Origin of the sequence: Streptomyces sp. NPDC056835 (assembly GCF_042789485.1) — a bacterium.
Taxonomy (GTDB): domain Bacteria; phylum Actinomycetota; class Actinomycetes; order Streptomycetales; family Streptomycetaceae; genus Streptomyces.
Genome location: NZ_JBHUBB010000036.1, coordinates 1 through 26,482 on the forward strand (window position 1 = coordinate 1; position 26,482 = coordinate 26,482).

The window sequence follows — 26,482 nt, forward strand, 5'->3', positions numbered from 1 at the left end:
TTTCCTCCGGGCTTTTCCCTTCGGTCTTGCGTTTCCGACTCTATCAGACTCTTTCGTGTCCGATTCCCCGTCGGAGCGGGGCCGCCTTCCAGATTTCCGCTTTCGCGTTTCCCTTTCCAGCGATTCCGACTTTATCAGAGTGATTCGAGTCGGATTCCCACCCGCTTCGGAAGGCCCCTGGCATGTGATTAACCCGGGTTCCCGCTGAGGTGGAGCCGTAAACGTACTGGAGCGGGGGGCCTCGAAGCAAATCGAGGCCCCCCGCTCCAGGTGACGCATCGGACGATGCGTCAGATACGTCAGACCTCGACCACCACAGGCAGGATCATCGGGCGTCTGCGGTACGTGTCCGAGACCCACTTGCCCACCGTGCGGCGCACGAGCTGCTGGAGTTGGTGAGGCTCGGCGACGCCGTCCGCTGCCGCCTTGCCGATGGCCTCCTCGACCTTGGGCAGTACGGCGGAGAACGCGGTGTCCTCGATGCCCGAACCGCGGGCCTGGAAGTGCGGGCCGCCGACGACCTTGCCCGTGGTGGAGTCGACCACCACGAAGACCGAGATGATGCCCTCGTCGCCGAGGATGCGGCGGTCCTTGAGGGAGGTCTCGGTGACATCGCCGACCGACAGACCGTCCACATACACGTAGCCGGCCTGGACCTTGCCCACGATCCTGGCCCTGCCGTCGACCAGGTCGACCACCACGCCGTCCTCCGCGATGACGATGTGGTCCTTGGGGACCCCGGTCAGCGCGCCCAGTTCGGCGTTAGCACGCAGATGGCGCCATTCGCCGTGGACCGGCATCAGGTTCTTGGGCTTGCAGATGTTGTAGAAGTACAGGAGCTCGCCGGCCGAGGCATGGCCCGAGACATGGACCTTGGCGTTGCCCTTGTGGATGACGTTCGCGCCCCACCGGGTCAGGCCGTTGATGACGCGGTAGACCGCGTTCTCGTTGCCCGGGATGAGGGACGACGCCAGGATGACCGTGTCGCCCTGGACGATCCGGATCTGGTGATCGCGGTTGGCCATGCGCGAGAGCGCGGCCATCGGCTCGCCCTGGGAGCCGGTGCAGACGAGGACGACCTCGTGGTCGGGGAGGTCGTCAAGTGTCTTGACGTCGACGACCAGACCGGCCGGGACCCTGAGATAGCCCAGGTCGCGGGCGATGCCCATGTTGCGGACCATCGAGCGGCCGACGAAAGCGACCCTGCGCCCGTACTCGTCGGCGGCGTCGAGGATTTGCTGGATGCGGTGGACGTGGCTGGCGAAACTCGCCACGATGATCCGCTTCTGCGCGCTCCCGAAGACCTGTCGCAGGACGTTCGAGATGTCGCGCTCGGGCGGGACGAAGCCCGGGACCTCCGCGTTGGTGGAGTCCGAGAGCAGGAGGTCGATGCCCTCCTCGCCGAGCTTGGCGAAGGTGGGCAGGTCGGTGAGTCTGCGGTCCAGCGGGAGCTGGTCCATCTTGAAGTCGCCGGTGTGCACCGCCATACCCGCGGGTGTGCGGATGGCGACGGCCAGGGCGTCCGGGATGGAGTGGTTGACCGCGACGAACTCGCAGTCGAACGGGCCGATGCGCTCGCGGTGGCCCTCGGTGACCTCAAGGGTGTACGGACGGATCCGATGCTCCTGGAGCTTCGCCTCGATCAGCGCGAGGGTCAGCTTGGAGCCGATCAGCGGGATGTCCGGCTTCAGCCGGAGCAGGAACGGGACGCCGCCGATGTGGTCTTCGTGGCCGTGGGTGAGCACGACCCCGTCGATGTCGTCGAGGCGGTCCCGGATGGTGGTGAAGTCCGGCAGGATCAGGTCGATACCGGGCTGCTCCTCCTCGGGGAAGAGGACGCCGCAGTCGACGATGAGCAGACGGCCGTTGTACTCGAAGACCGTCATGTTGCGGCCGATCTCGCCCAGACCTCCGAGCGGGGTGACACGCAGGCCGTTCTTGGGCAGCTTCGGCGGCGCGCCGAGTTCAGGATGCGGATGACTCAAAAGACTCTCCTCACCACGCGCGCCACGTGCCGCAGGGGCACGTGGCGCGCATGACATTCGTGCACTTGCTGTTGTCTGTATGGACCATGGACTGATGTCCGTGTGAACCGATGTGTCGGTTTGTCTCGATGGACTGGACTATGTCTTCGCGTATTCAGTTGTGAAGTCTGTGATTAGAGCTGTACCCCGCCGGCCGCCAGATCGATCTTGAGCTGAGCGGTTTCATGGTCCGACAGCTCGACGAGCGGGAGGCGCAGCGGTCCGGCCGGCAGCTTCTGCAGGGTGAGCGCGGCCTTGGTGGTGATGACGCCCTGGGTGCGGAACATGCCGGTGAAGACCGGGAGCAGCTTCTGGTGGATCTCGGTGGCCTTCTGGACGTCACCGGTGAGGTGGGCGTCGAGGAGTTCGCGCAGCTCCGGCGTGACCACATGGCCGACCACGGAGACGAAGCCGACCGCGCCGACCGAGAGCAGCGGGAGGTTGAGCATGTCGTCGCCGGAGTACCAGGCGAGGCCGGACTGGGCGATGGCCCAGCTGGCGCGGCCGAGGTCGCCCTTGGCGTCCTTGTTGGCGACGATGCGCGGGTGCTGGGCGAGCCGGACGATCGTCTCGGTGTCGATGGGGACACCGCTGCGGCCCGGGATGTCGTAGAGCATGACCGGCAGCCCTGTCGCGTCCGCGATGGCGGAGAAGTGCCGGAAAAGGCCCTCCTGCGGTGGCTTGTTGTAGTACGGGGTCACCGCGAGCAGTCCGTGCGCTCCTGCGCGTTCGGCCGTGCGGGCCAGCTCCAGGCTGTGCCGGGTGTCGTTGGTGCCGACGCCGGCGACGATGTGGGCCCGGTCTCCGACGGCCTCCAGGACGGCCCGTACCAGCTGCTCTTTCTCCGCGTCACTGGTGGTCGGTGACTCACCGGTGGTGCCGTTCAGGACCAGGCCGTCGTTGCCCGCGTCCACGAGATGGAGGGCGAGCCGCTGGGCACCGTCGAGGTCGATTGCGCCGTCCGCCGTGAAGGGCGTGACCATGGCGGTGAGGACCCGCCCGAAGGGGGTCTGCGGAGTGGAGATCGGAGCCATGGGTAACACGCTACTCGCTGCTCAGCTCACCGTGTCCCTTTGGGGGGACGGGACAAGAGGAGCCCGGCACTGCCTGCTCGGGGGTTCAAGCAGTGCCGGGTCCGTTTGATCAGCCTAGATGAACTTCCCGAAACGCCGCAATCCGGACACTTCACTCGGCCGACCGTACATCTGTGCCCTGGGCAGGCACGCAGCGCCTCAGGGAGCGACCCGGCCGTTGGCGTTGAAAGCCGCGTGGGTGAGCGGCATGAGCTTCGCCCAGTCCAGCTCCATCCGCTCTCCGACCATCTCGATCTCCCGCTGCGGGAAGGACGGGGTCTTCGCCTGTTCGTGCTGGGTGCGCAGGCCGAGGAAGTGCATCAGCGAGCGCGCGTTGCACGTGGCGTACATCGACGAGAAGAGCCCGACGGGCAGCACGGCGCGGGCCACCTCGCGGGCCACCCCCGCCGCCAGCATCTCCTGGTACGCCTCGTACGCCCGTACGTAGGAGTCCTCCATGACGCGGCCGGTCAGCTCCCGCTGCTCGCGGGTGCCGTCGACGAACACGTACTTCCCCGGACGGCCCTCCTGGACGAGCTTGCGGGACTCGTCGGGCACGTAGAAGACCGGCTGGAGCTCGCGGTAGCGGCCGGACTCCTCGTTGTACGACCAGCCCACGCGGTGCCGCATGAACTCGCGGAAGACGAAGATCGGGGCGCTGATGAAGAAGGTCATCGAGTTGTGCTCGAAGGGGCTGCCGTGGCGGTCCCGCATCAGGAAATTGATGAGTCCCTTCGACCGCTCGGGGTCCTTCGAGAGCTCTTCCAGGGACTGCTCGCCGGCGGTGGAGACGCGCGCGGCCCACAGCACATCGGAGTCTCCGGCGGCGTGCTTGACCAGCTCGACGGTGACATCGCTGCGGAAGCTCGGTTTGGTCTCGGTGGGGGTGTCGCTCACCGGCGGGGTCCTTCCATTCGCATCGCACGGGCGGCGCCCACTCTACGGCTCGCCACTGACAGCGATGGACGGGACGACCTTCCACCGCGTTCGTTGGTCAATTCGGGGAATTCGGGCACCGAATGACGCGATTGTTCGTCTCACTGAGTAGCAGCTGACACACCAGCCGCGTTCCATCACGAGATCGCAAGGAGACCCCCTCCATGTTCCGCCGGCGAGAAGCCGTCCCGTTCGCATTCGTCGCCAAGGCCGACAGCTTCCGCAGTAACGTCACGCCCCCGCCCAAACACCGGGTCAGTACGTCCGAGCTCGTCAGCCGTACGCTGATCGGGCTTACCGTCGCCGCCGGATTCACCGGCGCGCTGCTCTTCGGGATGCCGTCCCTGGAGACGAATCAGTCGTCCGGGCATACGCAGCAGTCCGAGGCGTCACAGGGCCGCTGACTCGTCCGGACCCCCTGGGGTGGTCCGGGTGTGCGGGTGATCGGTAGCCTCACCGGGCACAGCAATCGAGCGTGCTTGTGAGTGAGGATCAGTCGTGCCCCTGCCCTTCTTGACGGCCGACCGGGCTTTTGACGCGACCGATGATGTCGCGCTGCCCTTCGACGATCATGATCATTGGCGGCGTCCGTACCGCCCAGGCCCCTGGCGCGTGGTGGCGGCGGCGCTGCTTCTGCTGCTCGCCTCGTTCGTTCTGCTCGCGGCGATGATCATCGCGTTCGCGGGCGCGCTGTCCGGTGCGACGGTGTGTTTGGTGGTCTCGGCGGTGGTGATCATCGCCGCGCTGCGCCTGCTCCGCATGGGCGCGTGGGTCAGCCGGCACGGCGTACGCCGGGTGGGCCTGCTGCTGACGAGGACCGTGCCCTGGAACCGGGTCACGGCCGTACGCACCGTCCAGCAGCCGGTGCGCTGGCTCGGGCTGCCGCGCACCGTACAGGGCCAGGCGCTCGTCGTCGTACGCCGGCAGGGTGAGCCGATTCAGCTGCTCACCGACCACAACGCGGACTTCCTGTCGCGTGGTGAGGCGTTCGACCGGGCCGCCGACACCGTGGAGGCCTGGGGCGACGAGTACCGGGGCGTCTGACGCCGTCGTACGGGCAGGAGAGCGGTTCGAGCGGGGTCCGGCCAGAACAGGCCGGGCCCCGCTCTGCGCTCTGCCCTGCGCGCTCGCCGAGGGTCAGACCCGTACGGGTCTGCCGTCACGGAGCGCGATGGCCCGCTGCATGGCCTTGCGGGCGCGGGGGGTGTCCCGGGCGTCGTGGTAGGCGATCGCGAGCCGGAACCAGCAGCGCCAGTCGTCGGGCGAGTCCTCGGTCTCGGCACGGCGCTCGGCGAAGACGGCGTCCGCGGAGTCCCGGTCGATCCGGCCCCCGGCCGTACGGATCAGTGTGTCGACCGGCAGACCGCCCTCGGCGTCCAGCTCCGCCGCGAGCCGGTTGGCCCGGGCGACGAACTGGGTGTTCTTCCAGAGGAACCAGATACCGATGAGTGGCAGGACCAGCACGGCGACACCGAAGGTGATCGTGAGCGCCGTGCCCTGCTCGATCAGCAGCACTCCCCGGCTGCCGACGAGGACGAAGTAGACGACCAGAACGGCGGCCGTGACGCAGTAGGTGATCTTCGCGCGCATGGGATCAGCTCAGGTCGAGGAAGTGTTCGAGGCCGAAGGTGAGGCCGGGGGCGGAGACCACACGCCGCACACCGAGCAGGATGCCCGGCATGAAGCTGCTGTGGTGCAGGGAGTCGTGCCGGACGGTAAGGGTCTCGCCCTCGCCACCGAGGATGACCTCCTGATGGGCGAGGAGACCGCGGAGCCGTACGGAGTGCACCGGCACCCCGTCGACATCGGCGCCGCGCGCGCCGTCCAGCGCCGTGACCGTGGCGTCGGGCTGCGGGGGGCTGCCCGCCGCCGTACGGGCGGCGGCGATCAGCTGAGCCGTACGGACGGCGGTGCCGGAGGGCGCGTCGACCTTGTTCGGGTGGTGCAGCTCAACGATCTCGACCGACTCGAAGTAGCGGGCCGCGGTCTCGGAGAACTTCATGGTCAGGACCGCGCCGATGGAGAAGTTCGGCGCGATCAGCACGCCCGTCTCCGGGGAGGCGGCCAGCGAGGTGTTCAGCTGCGCGAGCCGCTCGTCGGTCCAGCCCGTGGTACCGACGACCGCGTGGATTCCATGACGTACACAGAAGTCGAGGTTGCCCATCACCGAGGCCGGGGTGGTGAGTTCCACCACGACCTGGGCGCCGTTCTCCACCAGGGTCTCCAGCTTGTCGCCCCGGCCGAGGGCCGCGACCAGATCCAGGTCGTCGGCGGCCTCGACGGCCCGTACCGCCTCGGCGCCGATACGGCCCCTGGCTCCGAGAACGGCCACGCGCAGCTTGCTCATTGCTCTGCTTCCTTCAGCGTCGGGGGTGCGGCCCGGTCGGTCAGGAGACCACGTCGTCGAGACGGTCCGCCTGCTTGTCCTTGAGGGGTCCGATGACGGACAGCGAGGGGCGGTGTCCCAGTACGTCGCGGGCGACCGCGCGTACGTCGTCGGGGGTGACCGCGGATATCCGCCCCAGCATGTCGTCCACGGACATCTGGGCGCCCCAGCACAGCTCGCTCTTGCCGATCCGGTTCATCAGCGCCCCGGTGTCCTCCAGACCGAGAACGGTGGAGCCGGAGAGCTGGCCGATGGCGCGGCCGATCTCCTCGTCGCTGAGCCCTTCCTCGGCGGCCCGGTCGAGCTCGTCGCGGCAGATCTTCAGGACGTCGTGGACCTGGCTGGGCCGGCAGCCCGCGTAGACCCCGAAGAGCCCGCAGTCGGCGAACCCCGAGGTGTACGAGTAGACGCTGTAGGCGAGCCCGCGCTTCTCCCGTACCTCCTGGAAGAGCCGTGAGCTCATCCCGCCGCCGAGGGCGGTGTTCAGGACGCCGAGCGCCCAGCGGCGCTCGTCGGTGCGCGCCAGGCCCGGCATACCGAGCACGACATGGGCCTGCTCGGTCTTGCGGTTCAGCAGGTCGACCCGGCCCGCGGTGCGCACGGAGCGGCTGCCGTCACGGGGCGCCAGGGGCGCGGCGTCCGTACGGGACAGGGCACCCGCCTTCTCGAACGCCTTGCGGACCTGTCGTACCACCGTGGCGTGGTCGATGTTGCCCGCGGCCGCGACGATGAGACGCGTCGGGTCGTAGTGCTTCTTGTAGAAGCGCGCGATCCGGTCGCGGTCGAGGTCGTTGATGGTGTCGACGGTGCCGAGCACCGGCCGGCCGAGGGGGGAGTCGCCGAACATGGTCTTCGCGAACAGGTCGTGTACGCAGTCGCCCGGGTCGTCCTCGGTCATGGCGATCTCTTCGAGGATCACCCCGCGCTCGGCGTCGACGTCGGCCGCCTCGATGAGCGAGCCGGTGAGCATGTCGCAGACGACATCGATGGCCAGCGGCAGATCGGTGTCGAGGACCCGCGCGTAGTAGCAGGTGTACTCCTTCGCCGTGAAGGCGTTCATCTCGCCGCCGACCGCGTCGATGGCGGAGGAGATGTCGAGGGCGCTGCGCCGGCTCGTGCCCTTGAAGAGGAGGTGTTCCAGATAGTGCGTGGCGCCGTTGAGCGCGGGGGTCTCGTCGCGGGAGCCGACCTGCACCCAGATCCCGAAGGTCGCGGAGCGTACCGACGGGAGGGTTTCGGTGACGACGCGCAGGCCGCCGGGGAGGGTCGTACGGCGGACCGTACCGATGCCGTTCTCGCCCTTGAGCAGGGTTTGGGTACGGGCGACGGCCCGCGCCTCCGAGGAGGTGCGGGCCGTCGTCCTGGAGCTGGCTGTCACTTCGCGGCTTCGTCCTTCGCCTCTTCGGACTCTCCGGCCTCTTCACCCTCGATGACGGGGATCAGGGAGAGCTTGCCGCGCTGGTCGATCTCGGCGATCTCGACCTGGACCTTCTGGCCCACACCGAGGACGTCCTCGACGTTCTCCACGCGCTTGCCGCCGGCGAGCTTGCGGATCTGCGAGATGTGCAGCAGACCGTCCTTGCCCGGGAGCAGCGACACGAACGCACCGAAGGTGGTGGTCTTGACGACCGTGCCCAGGTAGCGCTCGCCGACCTCCGGCATGGTCGGGTTGGCGATGCCGTTGATCGTGGCGCGGGCGGCCTCGGCGGCCGGTCCGTCGGCGGCACCGATGTAGATCGTGCCGTCGTCCTCGATCGTGATGTCGGCGCCGGTGTCCTCCTGGATCTGGTTGATCATCTTGCCCTTGGGGCCGATGACCTCACCGATCTTGTCCACCGGGATCTTGACGGTGATGATCCGCGGGGCGTTCGGGGACATCTCGTCCGGGACGTCGATGGCCTCGTTCATCACATCGAGGATGTGGAGGCGGGCGTCGCGGGCCTGCTTCAGCGCGGCTGCCAGGACCGAGGCGGGGATGCCGTCGAGCTTGGTGTCGAGCTGGAGCGCGGTGACGAAGGTCTTCGTACCGGCGACCTTGAAGTCCATGTCGCCGTAGGCGTCCTCCGCACCGAGGATGTCGGTGAGGGCGACGTAGTGCGTCTTGCCGTCGATCTCCTGCGAGATCAGGCCCATGGCGATACCGGCGACGGGGGCCTTGAGCGGCACACCGGCGTTCAGCAGCGACATGGTGGAGGCGCAGACCGAGCCCATGGACGTCGAGCCGTTGGAGCCCAGCGCCTCGGAGACCTGGCGGATCGCGTACGGGAACTCCTCGCGCGTCGGCAGCACCGGCACGATGGCGCGCTCGGCGAGCGCGCCATGGCCGATCTCGCGGCGCTTCGGGGAGCCGACGCGGCCGGTCTCACCGACGGAGTAGGGCGGGAAGTTGTAGTTGTGCATGTAGCGCTTGCGGGTCACCGGCGAGAGGGTGTCCAGCTGCTGCTCCATGCGGAGCATGTTGAGGGTGGTGACGCCCAGGATCTGGGTCTCGCCACGCTCGAAGAGCGCCGAGCCGTGCACGCGCGGGATGGCCTCGACCTCGGCGGCGAGCGTACGGATGTCCGTGACGCCGCGGCCGTCGATACGGACCTTGTCCTTGATGACGCGCTCGCGCACCAGGGACTTGGTCAGCGCGCGGTAGGCGCCGGAGATCTCCTTCTCGCGCCCCTCGAACTGCGGGAGCAGCTTCTCGGCGGCGAGCTCCTTGACGCGGTCCAGCTCGGCCTCGCGGTCCTGCTTGCCGGCGATGGTGAGCGCCTGGGAGAGCTCGCTCTTGACGGCGGCGGTCAGCGCCTCCAGGACGTCGTCCTGGTAGTCGAGGAAGACCGGGAACTCACCGGTGGGCTTGGCGGCCTTGGCGGCGAGGTCGGACTGGGCCTTGCACAGCGCCTTGATGAACGGCTTGGCGGCTTCCAGACCGGCGGCGACGATCTCCTCGGTGGGAGCCTCGGCGCCGTCCTTGACGAGCTGGACGGTCTTCTCGGTGGCCTCGGCCTCGACCATCATGATCGCGACATCGCCGTCGTCCAGGACACGGCCGGCGACGACCATGTCGAAGACGGCGTCCTCCAGCTCGGTGTGGGTCGGGAAGGCGACCCACTGGCCCTTGATCAGCGCGACACGCGTGCCGCCGATCGGGCCGGAGAAGGGCAGGCCGGCCAGCTGCGTGGAGCAGGAGGCGGCGTTGATGGCGACCACGTCGTACAGGTGGTCGGGGTTGAGCGCCATGATCGTCTCGACGATCTGGATCTCGTTGCGCAGGCCCTTCCTGAAGGAGGGGCGCAGCGGGCGGTCGATCAGGCGGCAGGTGAGGATCGCGTCCTCGGACGGCCGGCCTTCCCGGCGGAAGAAGGAGCCGGGGATCTTGCCGGCCGCGTACATCCGCTCCTCGACGTCCACCGTCAGGGGGAAGAAGTCGAGCTGGTCCTTGGGCTTCTTGGAAGCGGTGGTGGCCGACAGCACCATGGTGTCGTCGTCCAGGTAGGCCACGGCGGAACCGGCGGCCTGCTTGGCGAGCCGTCCCGTCTCGAAGCGGATGGTGCGGGTGCCGAAGGTTCCGTTGTCGATAACGGCCTCGGCGTAGTGGGTCTCGTTCTCCACTAGTGCTTTCTCCTCGTGTTCGTCCGGTGCCCGTGTGGCAGGGGACGTGACGGAGAAGCGCTCCTTGGTGCGGGCCGGTCTTCGATCGAAGCACCCGGGGCCGCGGCATGGGCCGCGCACCATCCGGGAGCCACTACCGAGGACCGGCGGCGGTGGAGTTCGCTCCTCCTCTTCAGTTGTGCTCGTGCGACCAGATTACTGAGCTTCGCCGCAGGATGACATTCCGGTTGTCCCGGGCGGGGCGCTCGTGGGCCCGGTACGGGGGCGGTCACCCCACCCGTACGTACGCACGTACGCGAAAGGAGCGGCCCCCTGGAAGTGGGAACCGCTCCCTTCACGGTGTCTTACTTGGCACCGCCGGCCGCACCGCGGCGGATGCCCAGGCGGTCGACCAGCGTACGGAAGCGCTGGATGTCCTTCTTGGCCAGGTACTGCAGCAGCCGGCGGCGCTGACCGACCAGGATCAGCAGACCACGACGGGAGTGGTGGTCGTGCTTGTGGGTCTTGAGGTGCTCGGTCAGGTCCGAGATCCGGCGCGACAGCATGGCGACCTGGACCTCGGGGGAGCCGGTGTCACCTTCCTTGGTGCCGAACTCGGTCATGATCTGCTTCTTCGTAGCGGCGTCGAGCGACACGCGTACTCCTCGTGGGTCTTCGTGGCCACCGAGTGCCCCAGGTCGAATACTCTGGGGAGCTTCCGTTACTCGGGAGGCGGAATCCGTTGGGCGCTGTTCCGGACGGTCCCGGAACGCGTACACAAACGGCCGCTACGTAGCGTACCAGTCCGTTCAGGAGGTCAGCGCCCGGATGGAGTGGTAGACGTCGAAGACCGCCAGACAGAGCGGTACGAGCGTCAGCAGGACGAAGGCCTCCGCGATCTCCAGGAAGCGGCCCCAGAAGGGGGTCACCCCCTTGCTCGGCACGATCAGGCCGATCGCGGTGATCAGGGCGGCGACGGCCGCGACGGCGGTGGTGAGCCAGACCGTACGGATGTCGAGCGCCGTGCCGTCACCTCGCAGGGCCTCGCGCATCAGATCCGAGGGCGGGTTGAGGCAGAGCCCCAGGACCAGCAGTGCCAGGGCGCCGAGGCCCGCTGCCAGGGCGCAGCCGACCTGGGCGGTGTAGCGGAAGAGATGGGCGCGCATCAGCATGGCGACGCCGGTGGCGAGCGCGAGCAGCTGCCCCCACACATTGCCGGAGAAGCCGAGTACGGCGGCGCCTCCCACGGCCACCAGCGCACAGCCGCCGACCAGTCCGATCAGCAGTTCATGACCCCGCCGGGCCTGGGCCGCGATGCGCTCGGCGTCGACCGGGCCCTGGGGTACGGGGTCGGCGCCGTAGTCACCGACGGACGAACGGGGCGGCTCGAAGCCGATGGGGAGCCGGGCGAAGCGGGTGGAGAGGCCCGGGAGGAACGCCAGGGCCCCGACCGCGAGCGGGGCGCAGACCGCGGCGGTCTCGACCGGGGTCATGTCGGTCATGATCGCGGTGAAGGTCACCAGCAGGCCGACGGTGGCGGCGAACACGAACGCGACGAAGGCACCGTCCCCGCTCGGGGTGACGATCATCAGGATCACCGCGGCGACGAGCACGGCCGCGCAGGCGAGCAGGAACTGCAGCCTGCCGGTGCCCTGGCCCTGTGCGAGCGACAGCAGTCCGGAACCGGCCACGCCGGCGTTCGCCAGTGATCCGATGCCCAGGGCGATGGACGAGCCCCGGTCGTCGTAGACCCGCGCGCGTACGCCGGCGAGCGCGAGCAGCAGGACGGCCGCGACGGCGGCGAGGATGCCGGGCAGGCCGTGCATGTCGTGCCGGGGGTCGGCGGTCCACAGCACGAAGGAGAGCAGGACCAGCAGGACCGAGCCGCCGAAGAGCCCGGCGCCACGCATCAGACCGTCGGTCCAGAGCGTGCTGTCGCGGGCGACGGCGGAGGCGACGGCGTCGGAGACATCGTCGAAGACCGCCGGCGGCAGGGACTCGGCGAAGGGCCGCATCGAGAGCAGTTCGCCGTCGAGGATGCGCTGGGCCGCCAGGGAGCGCGCGCTGTCGAGTACGGTGCCGTCCCGGCGTACCAGGTGGTACCCGACGGGGGCGCCCTCCGCGGGGCTCTGTCCCGACAGCCTGAGGATCTCCGGGTAGAGGTCGGCGACGGGGATGTCCTCGGGCAGTGCCACATCGACGCGGCCGTCCGGCGCGACGACGGTGATCCGGCAGAAGCCGGTTCCGCCGCCGGCCGGAGCCGTGGGACCGGGGTGACCGGTTCCGGTGGCCGCCGCTTGGGCCGTCTGGGCCGTCATACTCACCTGCTGCTCCCCCTTGTGGTTCTGATGGATCGTGTGCGTGAACCGCATGCGTGGATCCGATGCGCGGAACCTGTGCGTGGATCCGATGCGTGGATCGTGTGCGTGGATCGTGTGGAACGTGGGCCGCGTACTGCTGCCGGGCCTCGCACTACGACCCGAATCACCCTGTTTTTTGCAGTAGTTCACGGGTGCGCAAACGCGTCGCGCCACCCTACCGCCAAGCCTCCGTCCGCTACGCAAGTAGGATCCCTGACCGCGGATGGAACCCGTCGCCACGGGGGCGCCGATAGGAAACATTCCGTCCGGCAAGGGAATTGGTGAGCTGTGAGCCAGATCGTCGTCAAGCGCCCACCACGGGTCCTGCCCGCCGAAGTACCCGGCGACCAGGTGCAAGTGCAACCTCCGCCCGAGCTGCCACGTGGTCAGCAGGAGGGCGCGCTGATGCAGCTGCTGCCGATGCTGGGCATGGGCGGTTCGGTCGTCTTCTTCTTCATGACCCCGAATCCGATCATGCGGATCATGGGCATGGTGATGATCGCGTCGACGGTCGCCATGGCCATCGCGATGCTGGTCCGTTACCGGCGGGGCACCCAGGGCCAGCTCGCCGACATGCGGCGCGACTATCTCAAGTACCTGGCGCAGACCCGGCGCGCGGTACTGCGCACCGCGCGCCTCCAGCGTGACGCGCAGTACTACCTCCATCCGTCGCCGGAGCAGCTGTGGGCGCTGGTCGCCGAGGGCAGCCGGGTGTGGGAACGGCGGGTGGGCGACGTCGACTTCGGGCAGGTACGCATCGGTCTGGGCAACCAGCAGCTCGCGACCCCGCTCATCGCGCCCGAGACGGCGCCGGTGGACGATCTGGAGCCGCTGACCGCGGGGGCGATGCAGCAGTTCCTGACGGCGCACAGCACGCTGGGCGGGCTGCCGATGGCCGTCTCGCTGCGTGCCTTCTACCATCTGACGGTCAGCGGCGAGCCGGAGTGCGTACGCTCCACGGCCCGCTCCGTCGTCTGCTCGCTGGCCTCGCTGCACTCCCCCGACGACCTGGTCATCGCCGTCGCCGCCGGACGGGAGGCGGCACCCCGGTGGGAGTGGGCGAAGTGGCTTCCGCATGTGCAGGTCCCGGGCAGCACGGACGGCGCGGGCAGCAGGCGTCTGATCACCACTGACGCGCGGGAGCTGGAAGAGCTGCTCGCGGGCCGTCTGGAGGGCCGTCCGCGCTTCCAGCCCGGCGGCCAGCCGCTGCTCGACCAGCCGCACATCGTCGTCGTACTCGACGGCCAGTCGGTACCCGCCATGTCGGCGCTCGCCGCGGCGGAGGGCCTTCAGGGCGTGACGGTCATCGAGGTCGTCCCGGGCGAGGTCACCGGCGCGCGCGGCGGGCTGTCCGTGGTCGTGCACCCCGACTCGCTGCAACTGGAGTCGGGGCACGGCCTGGTGTACGACGGCGCGCCCGACCAGCTGAGCGCCGAGGCCGCCGAAGCGCTCGCCCGCCAGCTGGCGCCGCTCACGGTGGCCTCGGGCGGGGACGACGACGAACCGCTGCTCGCCAACCTCGACTTCACCGATCTGCTGAATCTGGGCGACGCGGCCTCCGTCGACGTCACCCGCACCTGGCGGCCGCGCTCGCAGGCGGAGCGGCTGCGGGTCCCGATCGGTGTCGGCGAGGACGGCACCCCCGTGATGCTGGACCTGAAGGAGGCCGCGCAGGAGGGTATGGGTCCGCACGGCCTGTGCGTCGGCGCGACCGGTTCCGGCAAGTCCGAGCTGCTGCGTACGCTCGTACTCGGCCTGGCCGTCACACACTCGTCGGAGACCCTCAACTTCGTCCTCGCGGACTTCAAGGGCGGCGCGACCTTCGCCGGGATGTCGCAGATGCCGCATGTCGCCGCGGTGATCACCAACCTCGCGGACGACCTGACGCTGGTCGACCGTATGGGTGACTCCATCCGCGGTGAGCTCAACCGCCGGCAGGAGATGCTGCGCGACGCGGGCAACTACGCCAACATCCATGACTACGAGAAGGCACGGGCCGCGGGCGCGCCGCTCCAGCCCATCCCCTCGCTCGTGCTGGTCATCGACGAGTTCAGCGAACTCCTCACCGCCATGCCGGACTTCATCGAGATGTTCGTGCAGATCGGGCGCATCGGGCGGTCGCTTGGCGTCCATCTGCTGCTGGCCTCGCAGCGGTTGGAGGAGGGGCGGCTGCGCGGTCTGGAGACCTATCTGTCGTACCGGATCGGTCTGCGGACGTTCTCCGCGGCCGAGTCCCGCGCGGCGCTGGGCGTGCCCGACGCCTATCAGCTGCCCAATGTGCCCGGCTCCGGGTATCTGAAGTTCGGTACGGACGAGATGGTGCGGTTCAAGGCCGCCTATGTCTCCGGGGTGTACCGCACGAACCAGCAGCGGTCGGCGGCCCCCGGTGGGCCGCTCCCGGTGGACCGCAGGCCCGTGGCGTTCACGGCGGCTCCGGTACCCGTACGGTACGTCGCGCCGAGCACCACCCGGCCCGACGTGCCCGAGGCGCGTTCGGGTGAGGACGACGCGCTGGCCGACTCCGTTCTCGATGTGATCGTGCGGCGGCTGGAAGGCCGGGGCGCGGAGGCCCACCAGGTGTGGCTGCCCCCGCTGGACAACCCGCCGGCGCTGGACGAGCTGCTTCCGGGACTCGCGGGGGTGGAGGGACGCGGGCTGACGCAGCCCGGGTTCGAGGGCGCGGGCCGTCTCGTCGTACCGCTCGGTGTGGTCGACAAGCCGTACGAGCAGCGCCGCGACACGCTCTACCGGGACTTCTCCGGGGCCGCGGGCCATATGCAGATCGTCGGTGGTCCCCAGTCGGGCAAGTCGACGCTGCTGCGGACGATCATCTCGGCGTTCGCACTGACCCATACGCCGCAGGAGGTCCAGTTCTACGGTCTCGACTTCGGTGGTGGCGGTTTGTCGTCGATCGCGGGCCTGCCGCATGTCGGCGGGGTCGCGTCGCGCCTCGACCCGGAGCGGGTGCGGCGTGCGGTCGCCGAGGTGTACGGGATCCTGTCGCGGCGCGAGGAGTACTTCCGCGGCGCGGGCATCGACTCCATCGCCACGTACCGCAGGCTGCGGGCGCGCGGCGACATCTCGCCGACGGACCAGCCGTGGGGTGACGTGTTCCTGGTCATCGACGGCTGGGGCAACTTCCGTTCGGACTACGAGGGTCTGGAGCAGGCCGTCCTGGACATCGCGGCGCGCGGGCTCGGCTACGGCATCCATGTGATTCTCACGGCCTCGCGCTCGATGGAGGTCCGGGCGAATCTCAAGGACCATCTGATGAACCGCCTGGAGCTGCGCCTCGGTGACACCATGGACTCCGAGCTGGACCGCAAGTCCGCGGTCAATGTCCCCACGGGGGTGCCGGGGCGCGGGCTGACGCCGGAGAAGCTGCACTTCATGGCGGCGGTCCCGAGGATCGACGGGATCAACTCCGACAGCGATCTGTCCGAGGCCACGGCCGCGATGACCCAGGAGGTCTCCCGGCACTGGACCGCGCCGGGCGCCCCGGCGGTACGGCTGCTGCCGCGCGAACTGCCGATGGCGGACCTCCCGACGGGCTCCGCCCACCCGGAGCGCGGGGTCGCCTTCGCCATCGACGAGAACAACCTGGAACCGGTCTTCGTCAATTTCGAACAGGACCCGTTCTTCCTGGTGTTCGGCGAGAGCGAGGCCGGCAAGACCAACATCCTGCGACTGCTCATCAAGCAGCTGACCGAGCGGTACGACGGCGACTCGTGCAAGCTCTTCGTGATCGACAACCGGCGCGCCCTGCTGGACGCCACCCCCGCCACGCATCTGGCGGAGTACGTCCCCATGTCCAACAACATGGAGCACCATGTGGACGCCCTCTTCGATCTGATGCGGCGCCGCACACCGTCGGCGGATGTCACGGCGCAGCAGTTGCGGGACCGCAGCTGGTGGCGCGGCCCGGACGTGTACGTGGTCGTCGACGACTACGACCTGGTCTCCACGTCGAGCGGCAACCCCCTGGCGAAGCTGACGGAGCTGCTCCCCTTCGCGCGCGACGTGGGCGTCCGCTTCATCATCGCCCGTAACGCGGCGGGCGCGAGCAGGGCCGCGTACGAGCCGTTCATGCAGCGGATGACGGAACTGGGCGCACAGGGCGTACTGCTCTCCGGCGACCCGCAGGAAGGCGACGTGCTCGGCAACGTCAGGATGCGCCCCATGCCGGTGGGACGGGGAATCTTCGTCTCGCGGCGCCGCGGAAATCCGCTGGTGCAGACCGGCCTTATGCCCTCGCAGGACGGGCGGTGACCGGGGCGGGGCCCTCGCGGCCGTCCTCCAAGACGCCGACGGCCGAGCTCGGCGTCTGAACTTCAGCGTGAGGCGGCCCTTCAGCGTGAGACGGCCGCACGCAAACAGGCCAGGGTGGGCACCTCCCGTGCGTGCCCACCCTGGCCTGAGATGACTTCTGGTTACTGGAAGTTCGCGGCGGCCCTCTTGTCGCCGCTCTGGTAGGCGGGGGCTGCCTCGCGGACTGCCGACGAGATCTTCAAGAGGCTGGTGTGGATCTCGGTGGCCCTCCGGTCCCAGTCGGCCTGGGCGACGTTGTACGCCTCCCGGGCCTCGCCTTCCCAGAGCTCGGACACCGAGCGGATCTTCGCCTGGATGGCCTTGAGGCTCTGGTCGAGCTTGTCCGCCTGCTTCTTGATGTCGCCGGCCGCCGCCTCAAGGGAAGCGTAAGTGACGATCATCGTGCCGTCGTCATGTGCCATGGTGTCCTCCAACTACTGCCTGGGTGTGGTGCGATGGCCGAACTCGCGGGACGGCCATCAGGTATCAGAACTTGCTGAGGTTCGAGGTCCGGGCTTCCGCGCCGGTGTCGCCCGAGTAGCCCTCGGCCACGTCGATGCCCTTCAGGGCCGCCTCGACCTCGTCTTCGGTGTTACCGGAAATCGTACGAGCGGCCTCGATCGCTTCCTGGAACTTGAGCAGCAGCTTGCCGATGCCCACCATGTTGTTGTTGATCTGCGTCTGCTTCGCGTTGAACGCGCCGGCGCCGATACCACGCCAGGCGCCTTCGAGGCTGTCGATCGTCGCCTGCAGCACGTGCAGCTGACCCTTGACGTCGTCAAAGCTGTTGGTGAGCTCGCCTTGCAGCGACTTGAGGGCAACGCCATTGACCTTCTGGACTGCCATTGGTCTTCCTTTCTCGGAGATCCCGGTGGGTGTGTTTCTTCCCGGGCCGTGCGTGGGCCTCGGCGGCTGGTGGCCGCCGGGGCGGTGTGCGGTAGATGCGGGACATACGGTCAGGCGGTGCGGCGCCTGCGGAGGAAGAAGAACACGCCGCCCGCGAGGACCACGACGACCGCGGCCCCGCCGAGGATGAGGCCCAACCGGCTGCCTTCCTCGGTGCTCTTGCTGGTGCCCGCGGCGACGGACTTGTCCCCGTCCCCATCGTCCGGGGCCTCCGAAGCCCCCGAGGCCGACGCCGAAGCAGACCCGGAGGGCGCGGAGGAGGCGGAAGACTCGGACGAGCCGGGCGCGCCGGGAGAGCCGGGCGTCCGCTCGTTGGTCAGGGGGTTGAGGTTCGGGTCGCCGGGCTTGCCCAGACCACGGTTGATGTGGGCGCCGGGGCGTACGACGCCGTGACCGACGTAGTTGCTGACCGTGCCAGGCTTCCAGTCCTCGCCACGGCCGGCGGACTCGAACATGACGCGGAGGACCTGGTTCGCCGTCCAGTCGGGATTGGCGGACCAGATCAGGGCCGCGGAGGCGGAGGCGATCGCGGTGGCCGCGCTGGTTCCCCCGTTGCCAAAACAGTAGCTCGTGAATTTCTCGTCGCACCAACTCGGAATGCTGCTACCGGGGGCAGCGATGTCGACAGACTCTCCATGCTGGGAGTAATCCGCTACACGGCCTTCGGAGTCGGTCGCCGCGACACCGACTACTTGCGGATAGCTCGCGGGAAACTGCTTCTTATTCCCCTTCTTGGCGTTATTTCCCACCCCCGCGAAGAACAACTTCCCCTTGCTTTCAGCGTACTTCACCGCCTCCCTCTCCTCGGGAGCGGAGAAGTCACTCGCGAACGACATGTTGATGATCTGCGCATCGCTGTCCGCCGCAGCCCGGATGGCGTCTTCCGCATCATGAGCATTCACCGACTGGTTGTTCTGCATCTCTGTGTCGGTGATACGCATCGGGATGATCTTCGCGTCGGGGGCCAAGCCTCGAATCCCTCCGCCCTTCCCCGTCCCCGCGATCAGTTCGGCCATCGTCGTCCCATGACCGTCATAGTCGTCCGTGGCTTCGCCGTCGGTTCCCGTGGCATCGAATCCCTTGAGTACCTGTCCCTTCAGCGAAGGCGTGGACGGGTTGACGCCGGTGTCGATGACGGCAACTTTTATGCCTTCACCAGTGGCGGACTTCCAGATCTCCTCGGCGTTCATGGCATCCAGGTACCACTGCTTCGACTTCACATCATCGGCAGCAACAGCGGCCGGAGCCATGCCGACGATGCCCAAGGTGCACGCGCCGGCCACAGCCAGCGCGCGGAGCAGCCCACGCCGCATTACATAAGGCGCTCCGTGCTTCCGGGCCCGGCTCATTCCTGCCGTCATCCTGACTTCCGCACCTTCCGTGTGCCTATTCGATGACCGGCGGCACGGCACCACGCCGTCGAGCCGCCCACGTCTCTTCGTCTTCCGTCAGATAGTCAGGACGCTCTGATCCAGTGCGCTCCTGCTCCTCGTCCTTGGGCTGATTCCGGCCGGGACCACGCACCAGACCGGTGCCGCCCTGGGTGAAACCGCCTGCGCCGGGCCGTGAACCGGGAACGCCTCCGCGCGGGGTGCCTACGACGCCGTTCGAACTGGCCGTGCCTCGGCCTCCCGGTCGGGGCGCTCCGTTCGGATTCGCACCGATGACCCCCGGCTGACCGACTCGCCCCCCGGGAGGGCGCCCTGTCGACGTCCCACCGCTACCGATGACGGTTCCACGCGGAACACGTGAGCCCGAGGAACCTGAGGTGGAGCGCTGCTGAGGCGTACCGCCCACGATGCCGCTCGTACGGCCTGCTCGTGGGCCCGTCCCCCCGCTCGTACCCGCTCGTCCCGCGGCGGGCTGGCCGGTCGTGCCCGGTCTACCGGCTGTGGTCTGGCCAGGGACGCCGGGGCGCCCCGCCGGGGGACCACCGCCCGTCACTCCCGGCCGTGCGGCCGGTGCCGGACGTCCGGCGGCAGGAGAGCGGTCTCCTGTGGCACCTGTCTGTGTCGCCCTCCCGGCAGGCGGCCCGCCCGCTCTGGGTGCTCTGGTCGGACCCGACGCTCGCGACGTATCGCTCCGCGAGGTATTGACCAATCCGGGCGCCATCGGGGGGACGGGACCACCGCCGGGGCTTGGCGTCCCGGTGGGAGAGGGAACAGGTGTGGCGCTGGGACCCGTGGTGGGGTTCGGAGGCGCCATGACGCTGTCGATACGCATCGACGTGTCCGGAGCCGGAACGGGCGTGACGGCACCGATGGTCTCAGCCCGAGGCACACTGCTTCCGGTCCCGGGATCCGCGTGGCTCAATAGTGACTGCTGCACGGTTGCGTCCGACGATTCGGCACCCCTCCCCGTGGTACCCGGGTCCGAACCCAAAACCTTCCCTCGTGGCCGCGGCACGTCCGTCTTCAGTGTCCCGGGGAACCTCGGCGGCTCCTGCCCAGCCAAAGACTCCTCGGAGACCGCGTAGAACGAGGCCAGGCGGTTCATCTGGTTGATGGCCTCCTGACGGTCCTTCTCCACCTGCACGGCCTTGGCGTACTCCGGGTTGTCGTCCGTGCGCTCCGGCAGAGAAAAGTCCTCGACCTTCTTCTGGACCGCCCGGCCGTCACGCGGAGGCACGGAGTTGCGCACCGAGGTCAGGCCGGTGCTCGCGACCTGCATCTGCGTACCGGCCGCGTTGGCGAACGTAGCCAGCGCCGAGGCGTGGTTGGCGAGCTCTCCACCGAACCTTCGGAACTCGTTGCCGGACTCGCCTTTCCACTCGACCGAGTCAACGTATCCGCGCAGTTCCTCCGCGGCCTTGTTGAGGGCGGTCGTGGCCTTCACCAGAGCGTCGCCCGCGTCTTCAAGAGCGTCCGGGTTCGAAGCCTTGACCAGGTCGAGCATCGCGTTGAGCTGGGCGCCCTCGAAGCTCGTCTTCCCGAAGAACCCGCCAGGACCGCTGCCCCCGAACCCGAACCCGAAGCCCTCCATCATCGCCGCGACCTGCTCGAAGGCGTCCGTCGCGGTGAACTTGCCCTGGATCAGGGCCGAGTCCTGCTCCTGCTGCTGCTCAGGGGTCAGTTCTGGCTGCTTTTCTCCACTCATCAGCTATTCACCCCATGTCCTTCGTGACGGTCTCGGATTCGCTACGCGACTTCCCAGGCTCACTGCCCCTGTCACCGTGAGTCCGGTCCTGCTTCTCGTGCTCGTCGTCAATACGAGTCCGGATCGTGTGGAAGCGCTGCCGCAGCTCGTCCTCCACGTTGTTGAAGCCGACCTCCGCCGCGTGCACTCCGATGCTCAGCATCTCGATCTGGTCGCCGAGGGACTTGGAGAGCTTGACGATCTCCGCATGGACACGGTTGTACTGAGTGAAGAACCCGTCCGCCTCCGCGAACGGCAGGTTGCCACCGCTGAAGGAACTCCTCGAAATCCGGTGTGCGGCCACTTTCTTGTTGCCGGCCGCACCGTTCTCAAGCTCCGTCAGCAGCGCGTTCACCCTCGTCTGGAAGCGCTTCAGGGCGCCGACGCCCTTCTCCAGGTCACTCCTCGCGCCGGTTCCGCCCGCGCCACCACTACCCGCATCATCTGACACGATGCCGTACCTCCCCGTTTGCTCACCCCCCGCACATCGCGATCGCGGTGACGTGAACATCACTGATCACATGAAAGCCACTCTATCGACTGCTTCTGACAGCCCCAAGTGTCTTATCCATGACGTGACTTCCTCTTACGACGATCCTCTCGTCCCCTGCGGTTGCAATCGGCTCCGCAGCTCTTTCACGCGCTCTTTCAGGCATGTTCGCCGATAGTTGACGCGCTGTCAGCGGCGCGCCTCACGCGTCACTGCCCGTCGCTCCGCTCATCCGGTTTGTTCGCCGCCGCGCGTCGCGAAGTGCCACCGCGCCGCCCGCGATCGCCGCGACCAGGACACCGCCGCCCACGACCACATAGGTCGCGAGACGGGCGTTGCGCTCCTCCGCCGTCTCACCCAGGTGGAGTTGGGCCGGCGTGGGGGCTTCCGCCTTGTCGATGCCCTCGTGGGCGACCGGCTTCTCGATGGGCTTGTCGTCCTCCGTCAGGGCTCGCAGCGGGTCGACGACTCCCCAGCCCACCAGCCTGTCACGGCCGGCGATCGACCGTTCGGCGGTCTGCTGGATCTGCGCGACAATCTGCGCCTGCGTCCAGTCCTCGTGCTTGCTCTTGATCAGAGCGGCGACGCCCGCGACATACGGGGCGGAGAAGCTGGTGCCGTTGTCGGCGCAGTGGCCGCCGCCCGGGACCGTGGAGACCATGTCGACGCCGGGGGCCGCTATGCCGACGAACTCGCCGGACTGGGAGAAGGCGGCGCGCTCGTTGTTGCGGTCGGAGGAGGCCACGGCCAGCACTCCGCCGTACGACGCCGGGTAGGTCTCTTTGACGTTGCCTCCCAGGCCGTCGTTGCCCGCTGAGGCGACGACCACCACGTCCTTGTTGAGGGCGTCGTTCACCGCCTGCTCCAGCAGGGGTGTGGGCTTCACCGCGTCGGCCGTGTCCTGGGAGATGTTGATGACGTCGGCGTCCGCTTCGTTGACCGCGTAGTCGATGGCCGCCGCGAGGGTCTTGGTGGTGCCGTTCCCCTCGGCGTCGTTCTGCTGGATGGGGATGATCGTCGCCTCAGGCGCGAGACCGACGAAACCGGTGCCCTGCGTGGGACGGGCCGCGATGATGCCCGCGATCTTGGTGCCGTGTCCCACCGTGTCGGTGGTGCCGTCCTCCTTGCCGCGTTCGATCTTGTCGCCGTTGTCGTCCTTGAGATCCGGGTCCATCATGTTTCTGCCGCTCTTGGTGTCCACCGCGTCCTTCAGCTGCGGGTTCTTGATGTCGACACCGGTGTCGATGACCGCGACGCGTACCCCTTTGCCGGTGGACTGCGACCACAGTTCGTCCAGCAGGAGACGTTGCAGCGCCCAGGGTCGACCCGCGTACTTCTTCGAGGGGAAGGTGCACTGAGTGGTCGAGTCCGCGGCGGCGGGCGACAGGGGCAGGCCGATCAGCGTGACCGCCGTGGCGGCCGAGACCGCGAAGAGGCGTCGGTAAGTGTGTGGCATGTTCACCCTCACGAGCCCTGCGGCTGACGGGCGGCCCCCGTCGACAGACGCGGTCCCGTCGGCAGGAACGCCGACCACGCGGCGGGGATCGGCGCCGGATCGACGTCCTTGTACCCGAGCCGGTTCTGGGCCTGCTGTGCTTCCTGTTGCGCTGCCTGCTTCTGCTCCGCCGAACCGGACGAGCCGATGCCGGAGTCGTCCGTCGCGCTGTCCCCGTTCGACTGCATGGCATAACGCAGTCCGGTGTCGGTGACCAGGAAGACGAAGCCCGAGTCGGTCGTCGACCCCTTGAACTGGCGGAAGAGCTGGCCGGATCCCGGGGTGACATAGCCGCTGCTCGACCCGGTCGGCAGCGTCGCGGGAAAGTCGGTGCCCGCCCACGTGCTGAGGGTGGTGGTGCCGTTGTCCTCGTCCACCTCGCGCAGCACGCTGCACACCGTGTTACGGCTGTCCTCGGCGGTGCTCGCCGAGTTGACGGACTCCGGGGCGTTCTCCGGCCAGTCCCGGTCCTGTCCGAACGCCTTGCCCGGCTCAATGGCGGCCGGGCTGACGGACTTCGCCTTTCCCGCCTGGCCGACGTCGATCAGATCCCTGCTGCTGAGCAGCAGCTTGGCGGTGAAGTCCGAGACGGGGGCGACCCGGTCCCGCAGGACCAGATAATGCTGGTTCTTGGTGCCGTCGGTGGCGGTGAGGACCATGCCCACCTTGTTGACCGCGGACTCCAGTTCACCGGGGGCGTCGGCGTCGGCTCCGGGGGTTCCGTCGATTTCCGGGAAGGTGATCCTGTCGCCCTTGTGCAGGGTGTCGAGCCAGGCGGTGGACACCCGCTGCGGCTTGGTGTTCCGGCCCACCAGCTGGCGCAGCAGCAGCTCGTCCTTCTCCACCTCGTACGCCTTGCCTTCGGCGTCCACGACGTAGCGGGTCTTGGTCGCCCCGTCCTCCACGTACAGCAGCTCACCGCCTCGCAGACGGCCCGCGCCCTCGGTCCTCTCCTGCTCGCGTTCAGCGAAGATGAAGGAGGCCTTCTGGATGGCCCTGCCTCCCTCGCCGGGCCGCTCGCAGACCGCCCAGCGCTTCGCGGCCCCGGCCTCTTTCACATCGGGCAGCCGGTCGGGGGCGTAGGGAATGCCGAGGGTGGCGCCGTGCGGGATCTTGCCGTTGTCGAGCACCGACTCGTCGACGTTGATGACCTTGCCCTTGTCCGGGGCGAGGAGGAGCTTGGCGGAGGACATGTTCAGGACGGGGTGGAGCTGGGTCCTGTCGCCGGTCTTCAGCACCACATAGCGAGTGGTGGACTTGCTGGCGATGATGACGTTCTCTTCGGGCGTGTCCCAGTCCTTGGGCGCTACCGGCTTGAACATCCCCCAGGCGCCGAACACCGCGAGCACCACCACACCGACGATGGCACCGGGCACCACCGCGCGCAGCGGTCGGGGCGCGCCCTCCTCCGAGCCGGTCGGGCTCGGCTGTACGAACTGCGCGATCAGCCTTCGCTTCGCGAAGGTGTAGGCGTTGAGTTCGTCCCGTCGTGATGCCATCTGTCCGCTGTCCCTCTCCCCCACCGGGCGACCAGGCTCCCACACTCGCCGAGCGGGCCTGCTGTCGTACCAGCCCCCTACTATGCATGCTGGCGCTTCCGTCGCACTGCTCAGGTAGGTGGTCGGCCGGTCAACGCCCGTAGGAAATTTGGTAATTACGGACACGAGGGGGCAACGCGGCGATGGGTACGGCGACGCGCGAGCGCAATGGGCGGACCACTGGACAACCCCCTGACCAGTCCCGGAGTAATTCCCGACGGCAACGCAGCAACGCACGGCCGGTGACGCCCGCGTCGGCTGTCCCCGCGGCCACCACTCCGCGCGCCCTGTCGCGCATCAGCCGCGTCGGCCCCCTTCAGCTGCGTCAACTGGTGCTGATCGAGGCCGCGGTCGCGCTGGCGCTGATCGGAGGAGCGCTCGGCGGGCTCTGGATGGTGCCCACTCTCGTCGTCGCCGCCGCGCTTGTGTTGTTCGCCGTGATTCGCCGCCGCGGTCACGCCATACAGGACTGGGTGTCCACGGCCTTCGCCCTCCGCTCCCGCAGGCGGGCCGCGGAGCCCTGCGCCTGGGAGGTCGACCCGTCGCTGGTCCCGGTCGCGGAGAGCGTGCCGGGATTCCGTCCGTTCACCTATGTCGACCGGGACCGCCGTACGGTCGGCATGCTCGGTGACGGCACGTTCCTGACGGCGGTGGTACGGGTCGAGGCGAGCAGTGACGCGCTGCGCCCGGTGTTCGGCGCGCGGGCGCTCCCGCTCTCCCTCCTGGGCGATGCCCTTGAGGTCGACGACATCGTGCTGGAGTCGGTGCAGTTGGTTCAGCAGGTGCGGGCCGCGCCGGCGCCGCATCTTCCCGAGCAGTCGGTGGCCCGGCTCTCGTACGCCCCGCTCCAGGACCGGACCGGAGCGCCCGCGCTGCGGCTCACCTGGGTGGCGGTGAAGCTGGATCCGGAGCTGTGCAGGGAGGCCGTCGAGGCGCGCGGCGGCGGAATCGAGGGCGCTCAGCGCTGCCTGGTGCGGGTGGCGGATCATGTGGCGAGCCGGATCACCGGAGCGGGATTCCACGCGGTGGTGCTTGACCAGGACGAGCTGAACTCCACCATGGCGACATCGGCGTGCGCGAGTCCCGCGCTGTCCGCCCGCGCGGGCCGGCCGGAAGCCGCGCCCCGTCGGCGTACGGCCGAGACGCCGCGCGTGTGGCGGTGCGACAACCGCTGGCACACCACGTACGCGGTGGCGCGCTGGCCCGAGTTGGGGCGGGCGGCGACTCCGCTCCCCAAGCTGGCGGCGCTGCTCACCGCGGCGCCGGCGTACGCGACGACCTTCAGCCTCACCCTGCGGTCCGGTTCGCACCGCGGCTCGATGACCATGTCCGGTCATGTGCGGATCACCGGCGGCACGGACACCGGACTGGTGCGGGTACGGCGGTCGTTGGAGCAGGCGGCGCGGGCGGCGAAGGTCGGTCTCGTACGGCTGGACCGCGAACAACTGCCGGGCGTGCTCGCGACGCTGCCCCTGGGAGGTGCGCGATGACCGCCGGAAGTGGGACGGCGCGTGGACTGCGGGGGCTGCGCGGCCCCCGCCACGCCGGACACGCACTGCCCGTCGAGGATCTGGGCGCGCTGTCCCTGCCTGTGGGGGACGACGGTGTGGTGATCGGTGACGACGCCGAGGGCCGCCCCCAGTTGGTGGGGTTCCACCGCTCGACGCCGTACGACGTGCTGCTGATCGGCGGGTTGTGGACGGCTCAGGTGCTGGCGCTGCGCGCGGCGGGCACGGGCGCGCGGGTGGCGGTCGAGACCGGGCGCGCCCCGGCGTGGACGCGGCTGGCGCAGGCCGCGGGCGCGGGACTTGACTGCATCACGCTCCACGAGGTCGGTCGTGTCCCGCCGATGGGAGCGACGGTGGGCAGCCCGGTCGTGGTGATCCGGGACTGCGGAATGCGGCCGCCGCGAGGGCGTGTGGTGTCCTCGCCGTGGCAGTCGGTGCTGACGCTCCTGCCGTATGTGAGCCCGGTCGCGCCCCGGTTGATGCGGGCGGCCACGCTGGTGGGTGTCCAGCGGGTGTCGCCGCAGGAGGCGGAGCAGATCGGCAGGATTCTGGGGTTGTCCCGTGTCGAGTGCGATGCCCTGCCCACACTGGCGGACGGTGTGACGCTCTGGTGCGCCGGGCGTGAGCGCCACTGGGTGATGACGGGCGCCACGGACGCCGAGACCGGACTGCTCGGTGTCGCGCGCCGGATGGACTGATTCCGCGACCGGATTCGACACCGGATCTTCACCCCGTGTGCGCACC

At 68.7% G+C, this 26,482-nt stretch carries 21 protein-coding genes; 5 read left to right on the forward strand and 16 right to left on the reverse strand.

What is annotated here, in order from left to right; genetic code table 11:
- Positions 1 to 299: 299 nt before the first annotated feature.
- The 3 genes from ACFRMN_RS31665 to thyX all read right to left on the reverse strand — a co-directional run bounded on the left by ACFRMN_RS31665 (position 300) and on the right by thyX (position 3,994).
- Entirely contained in the window at positions 300 to 1,985 is a 1,686-nt protein-coding gene (locus ACFRMN_RS31665) for a ribonuclease J (protein ID WP_383026042.1), read from the reverse strand.
- A 173-nt stretch (positions 1,986 to 2,158) separates the two neighbouring features.
- Positions 2,159 to 3,058 carry a 4-hydroxy-tetrahydrodipicolinate synthase gene (dapA, locus tag ACFRMN_RS31670; RefSeq protein ID WP_383026045.1) on the reverse strand — a complete coding sequence of 300 codons (900 nt, stop codon included), beginning with the start codon at positions 3,056 to 3,058 and terminating at the stop codon, positions 2,159 to 2,161.
- A gap of 198 nt (positions 3,059 to 3,256) precedes the next feature.
- Positions 3,257 to 3,994 carry an FAD-dependent thymidylate synthase gene (gene thyX, locus ACFRMN_RS31675; protein ID WP_383026048.1) on the reverse strand — a complete coding sequence of 246 codons (738 nt, stop codon included), beginning with the start codon at positions 3,992 to 3,994 and terminating at the stop codon, positions 3,257 to 3,259.
- A 203-nt stretch (positions 3,995 to 4,197) separates the two neighbouring features.
- Between thyX and ACFRMN_RS31680 the strand changes: the two genes are divergently transcribed.
- Together ACFRMN_RS31680 and ACFRMN_RS31685 are read left to right on the forward strand one after the other, a co-directional pair.
- Positions 4,198 to 4,437, forward strand: coding sequence for a hypothetical protein (locus tag ACFRMN_RS31680; protein WP_383026050.1), 240 nt, complete (start codon positions 4,198 to 4,200; stop codon positions 4,435 to 4,437).
- A 94-nt stretch (positions 4,438 to 4,531) separates the two neighbouring features.
- Positions 4,532 to 5,077 (forward strand): hypothetical protein, encoded by a 546-nt coding sequence (locus tag ACFRMN_RS31685; RefSeq protein ID WP_383026053.1) that lies wholly within the window; start codon positions 4,532 to 4,534, stop codon positions 5,075 to 5,077.
- Between the two features lie 93 nt (positions 5,078 to 5,170).
- On the opposite strand, the gene ACFRMN_RS31690 is transcribed toward ACFRMN_RS31685, so the two are convergent.
- The 6 genes from ACFRMN_RS31690 to eccD all read right to left on the reverse strand — a co-directional run bounded on the left by ACFRMN_RS31690 (position 5,171) and on the right by eccD (position 12,316).
- Positions 5,171 to 5,623 carry a hypothetical protein gene (locus tag ACFRMN_RS31690; protein ID WP_383026056.1) on the reverse strand — a complete coding sequence of 151 codons (453 nt, stop codon included), beginning with the start codon at positions 5,621 to 5,623 and terminating at the stop codon, positions 5,171 to 5,173.
- A gap of 4 nt (positions 5,624 to 5,627) precedes the next feature.
- Positions 5,628 to 6,380, reverse strand: a complete 753-nt coding sequence (gene dapB / locus ACFRMN_RS31695) for a 4-hydroxy-tetrahydrodipicolinate reductase (RefSeq protein WP_383026059.1) — start codon at positions 6,378 to 6,380, stop codon at positions 5,628 to 5,630.
- A 40-nt stretch (positions 6,381 to 6,420) separates the two neighbouring features.
- On the reverse strand, positions 6,421 to 7,797 hold the full coding sequence (locus ACFRMN_RS31700; RefSeq protein ID WP_383026062.1) for a M16 family metallopeptidase: 1,377 nt from the start codon (positions 7,795 to 7,797) through the stop codon (positions 6,421 to 6,423).
- Positions 7,794 to 10,019: a polyribonucleotide nucleotidyltransferase gene (locus ACFRMN_RS31705; RefSeq protein ID WP_383026065.1), complete on the reverse strand. Its 2,226-nt coding sequence runs from the start codon at positions 10,017 to 10,019 to the stop codon at positions 7,794 to 7,796. The genes ACFRMN_RS31700 and ACFRMN_RS31705 overlap by 4 nt, the downstream gene beginning before the upstream one ends.
- A 344-nt stretch (positions 10,020 to 10,363) precedes the next feature.
- Positions 10,364 to 10,654 (reverse strand): 30S ribosomal protein S15, encoded by a 291-nt coding sequence (rpsO, locus tag ACFRMN_RS31710; protein WP_030351649.1) that lies wholly within the window; start codon positions 10,652 to 10,654, stop codon positions 10,364 to 10,366.
- 153 nt (positions 10,655 to 10,807) lie between these two features.
- Positions 10,808 to 12,316, reverse strand: a complete 1,509-nt coding sequence (gene eccD / locus ACFRMN_RS31715; RefSeq protein ID WP_383026224.1) for a type VII secretion integral membrane protein EccD — start codon at positions 12,314 to 12,316, stop codon at positions 10,808 to 10,810.
- A gap of 330 nt (positions 12,317 to 12,646) precedes the next feature.
- On the opposite strand from eccD, the gene eccCa reads away from it, so the two are divergent.
- Positions 12,647 to 16,627 (forward strand): type VII secretion protein EccCa, encoded by a 3,981-nt coding sequence (eccCa, locus tag ACFRMN_RS31720; protein WP_383026068.1) that lies wholly within the window; start codon positions 12,647 to 12,649, stop codon positions 16,625 to 16,627.
- A gap of 161 nt (positions 16,628 to 16,788) precedes the next feature.
- Here the strand turns inward: eccCa and ACFRMN_RS31725 are convergent, their stop codons facing one another.
- The 7 genes from ACFRMN_RS31725 to eccB form a co-directional block, all read right to left on the reverse strand.
- Positions 16,789 to 17,088, reverse strand: coding sequence for a WXG100 family type VII secretion target (locus tag ACFRMN_RS31725; protein ID WP_383026071.1), 300 nt, complete (start codon positions 17,086 to 17,088; stop codon positions 16,789 to 16,791).
- A 64-nt stretch (positions 17,089 to 17,152) separates the two neighbouring features.
- Positions 17,153 to 17,512 (reverse strand): WXG100 family type VII secretion target, encoded by a 360-nt coding sequence (locus ACFRMN_RS31730; RefSeq protein WP_383026073.1) that lies wholly within the window; start codon positions 17,510 to 17,512, stop codon positions 17,153 to 17,155.
- Positions 17,513 to 17,622: 110 nt separating this feature from the next.
- Positions 17,623 to 18,933, reverse strand: coding sequence for a S8 family serine peptidase (locus ACFRMN_RS31735; RefSeq protein ID WP_383026076.1), 1,311 nt, complete (start codon positions 18,931 to 18,933; stop codon positions 17,623 to 17,625).
- A gap of 25 nt (positions 18,934 to 18,958) precedes the next feature.
- On the reverse strand, positions 18,959 to 20,668 hold the full coding sequence (locus ACFRMN_RS31740; protein ID WP_383026079.1) for a hypothetical protein: 1,710 nt from the start codon (positions 20,666 to 20,668) through the stop codon (positions 18,959 to 18,961).
- Positions 20,669 to 20,675: 7 nt separating this feature from the next.
- Complete coding sequence (locus ACFRMN_RS31745) at positions 20,676 to 21,218, reverse strand: hypothetical protein (RefSeq protein WP_383026081.1); 543 nt, start codon at positions 21,216 to 21,218, stop codon at positions 20,676 to 20,678.
- Positions 21,219 to 21,399: 181 nt separating this feature from the next.
- The gene (gene mycP, locus ACFRMN_RS31750) at positions 21,400 to 22,653 is read right to left on the reverse strand and encodes a type VII secretion-associated serine protease mycosin (RefSeq protein ID WP_383026084.1); all 1,254 of its coding nucleotides are present in this window, start codon (positions 22,651 to 22,653) and stop codon (positions 21,400 to 21,402) included.
- Positions 22,654 to 22,661: 8 nt separating this feature from the next.
- A complete protein-coding gene (gene eccB / locus ACFRMN_RS31755; RefSeq protein WP_383026086.1) occupies positions 22,662 to 24,191 on the reverse strand; it encodes a type VII secretion protein EccB in 1,530 nt (509 codons plus the stop codon).
- Positions 24,192 to 24,373: 182 nt separating this feature from the next.
- Between eccB and eccE the strand changes: the two genes are divergently transcribed.
- Both eccE and ACFRMN_RS31765 read left to right on the forward strand, forming a co-directional pair.
- Positions 24,374 to 25,720: a type VII secretion protein EccE gene (gene eccE / locus ACFRMN_RS31760; RefSeq protein WP_383026089.1), complete on the forward strand. Its 1,347-nt coding sequence runs from the start codon at positions 24,374 to 24,376 to the stop codon at positions 25,718 to 25,720.
- Positions 25,717 to 26,436, forward strand: a complete 720-nt coding sequence (locus tag ACFRMN_RS31765) for a hypothetical protein (RefSeq protein ID WP_383026092.1) — start codon at positions 25,717 to 25,719, stop codon at positions 26,434 to 26,436. Before eccE ends, ACFRMN_RS31765 begins: the two co-directional genes overlap by 4 nt.
- Positions 26,437 to 26,482 lie beyond the last annotated feature (46 nt).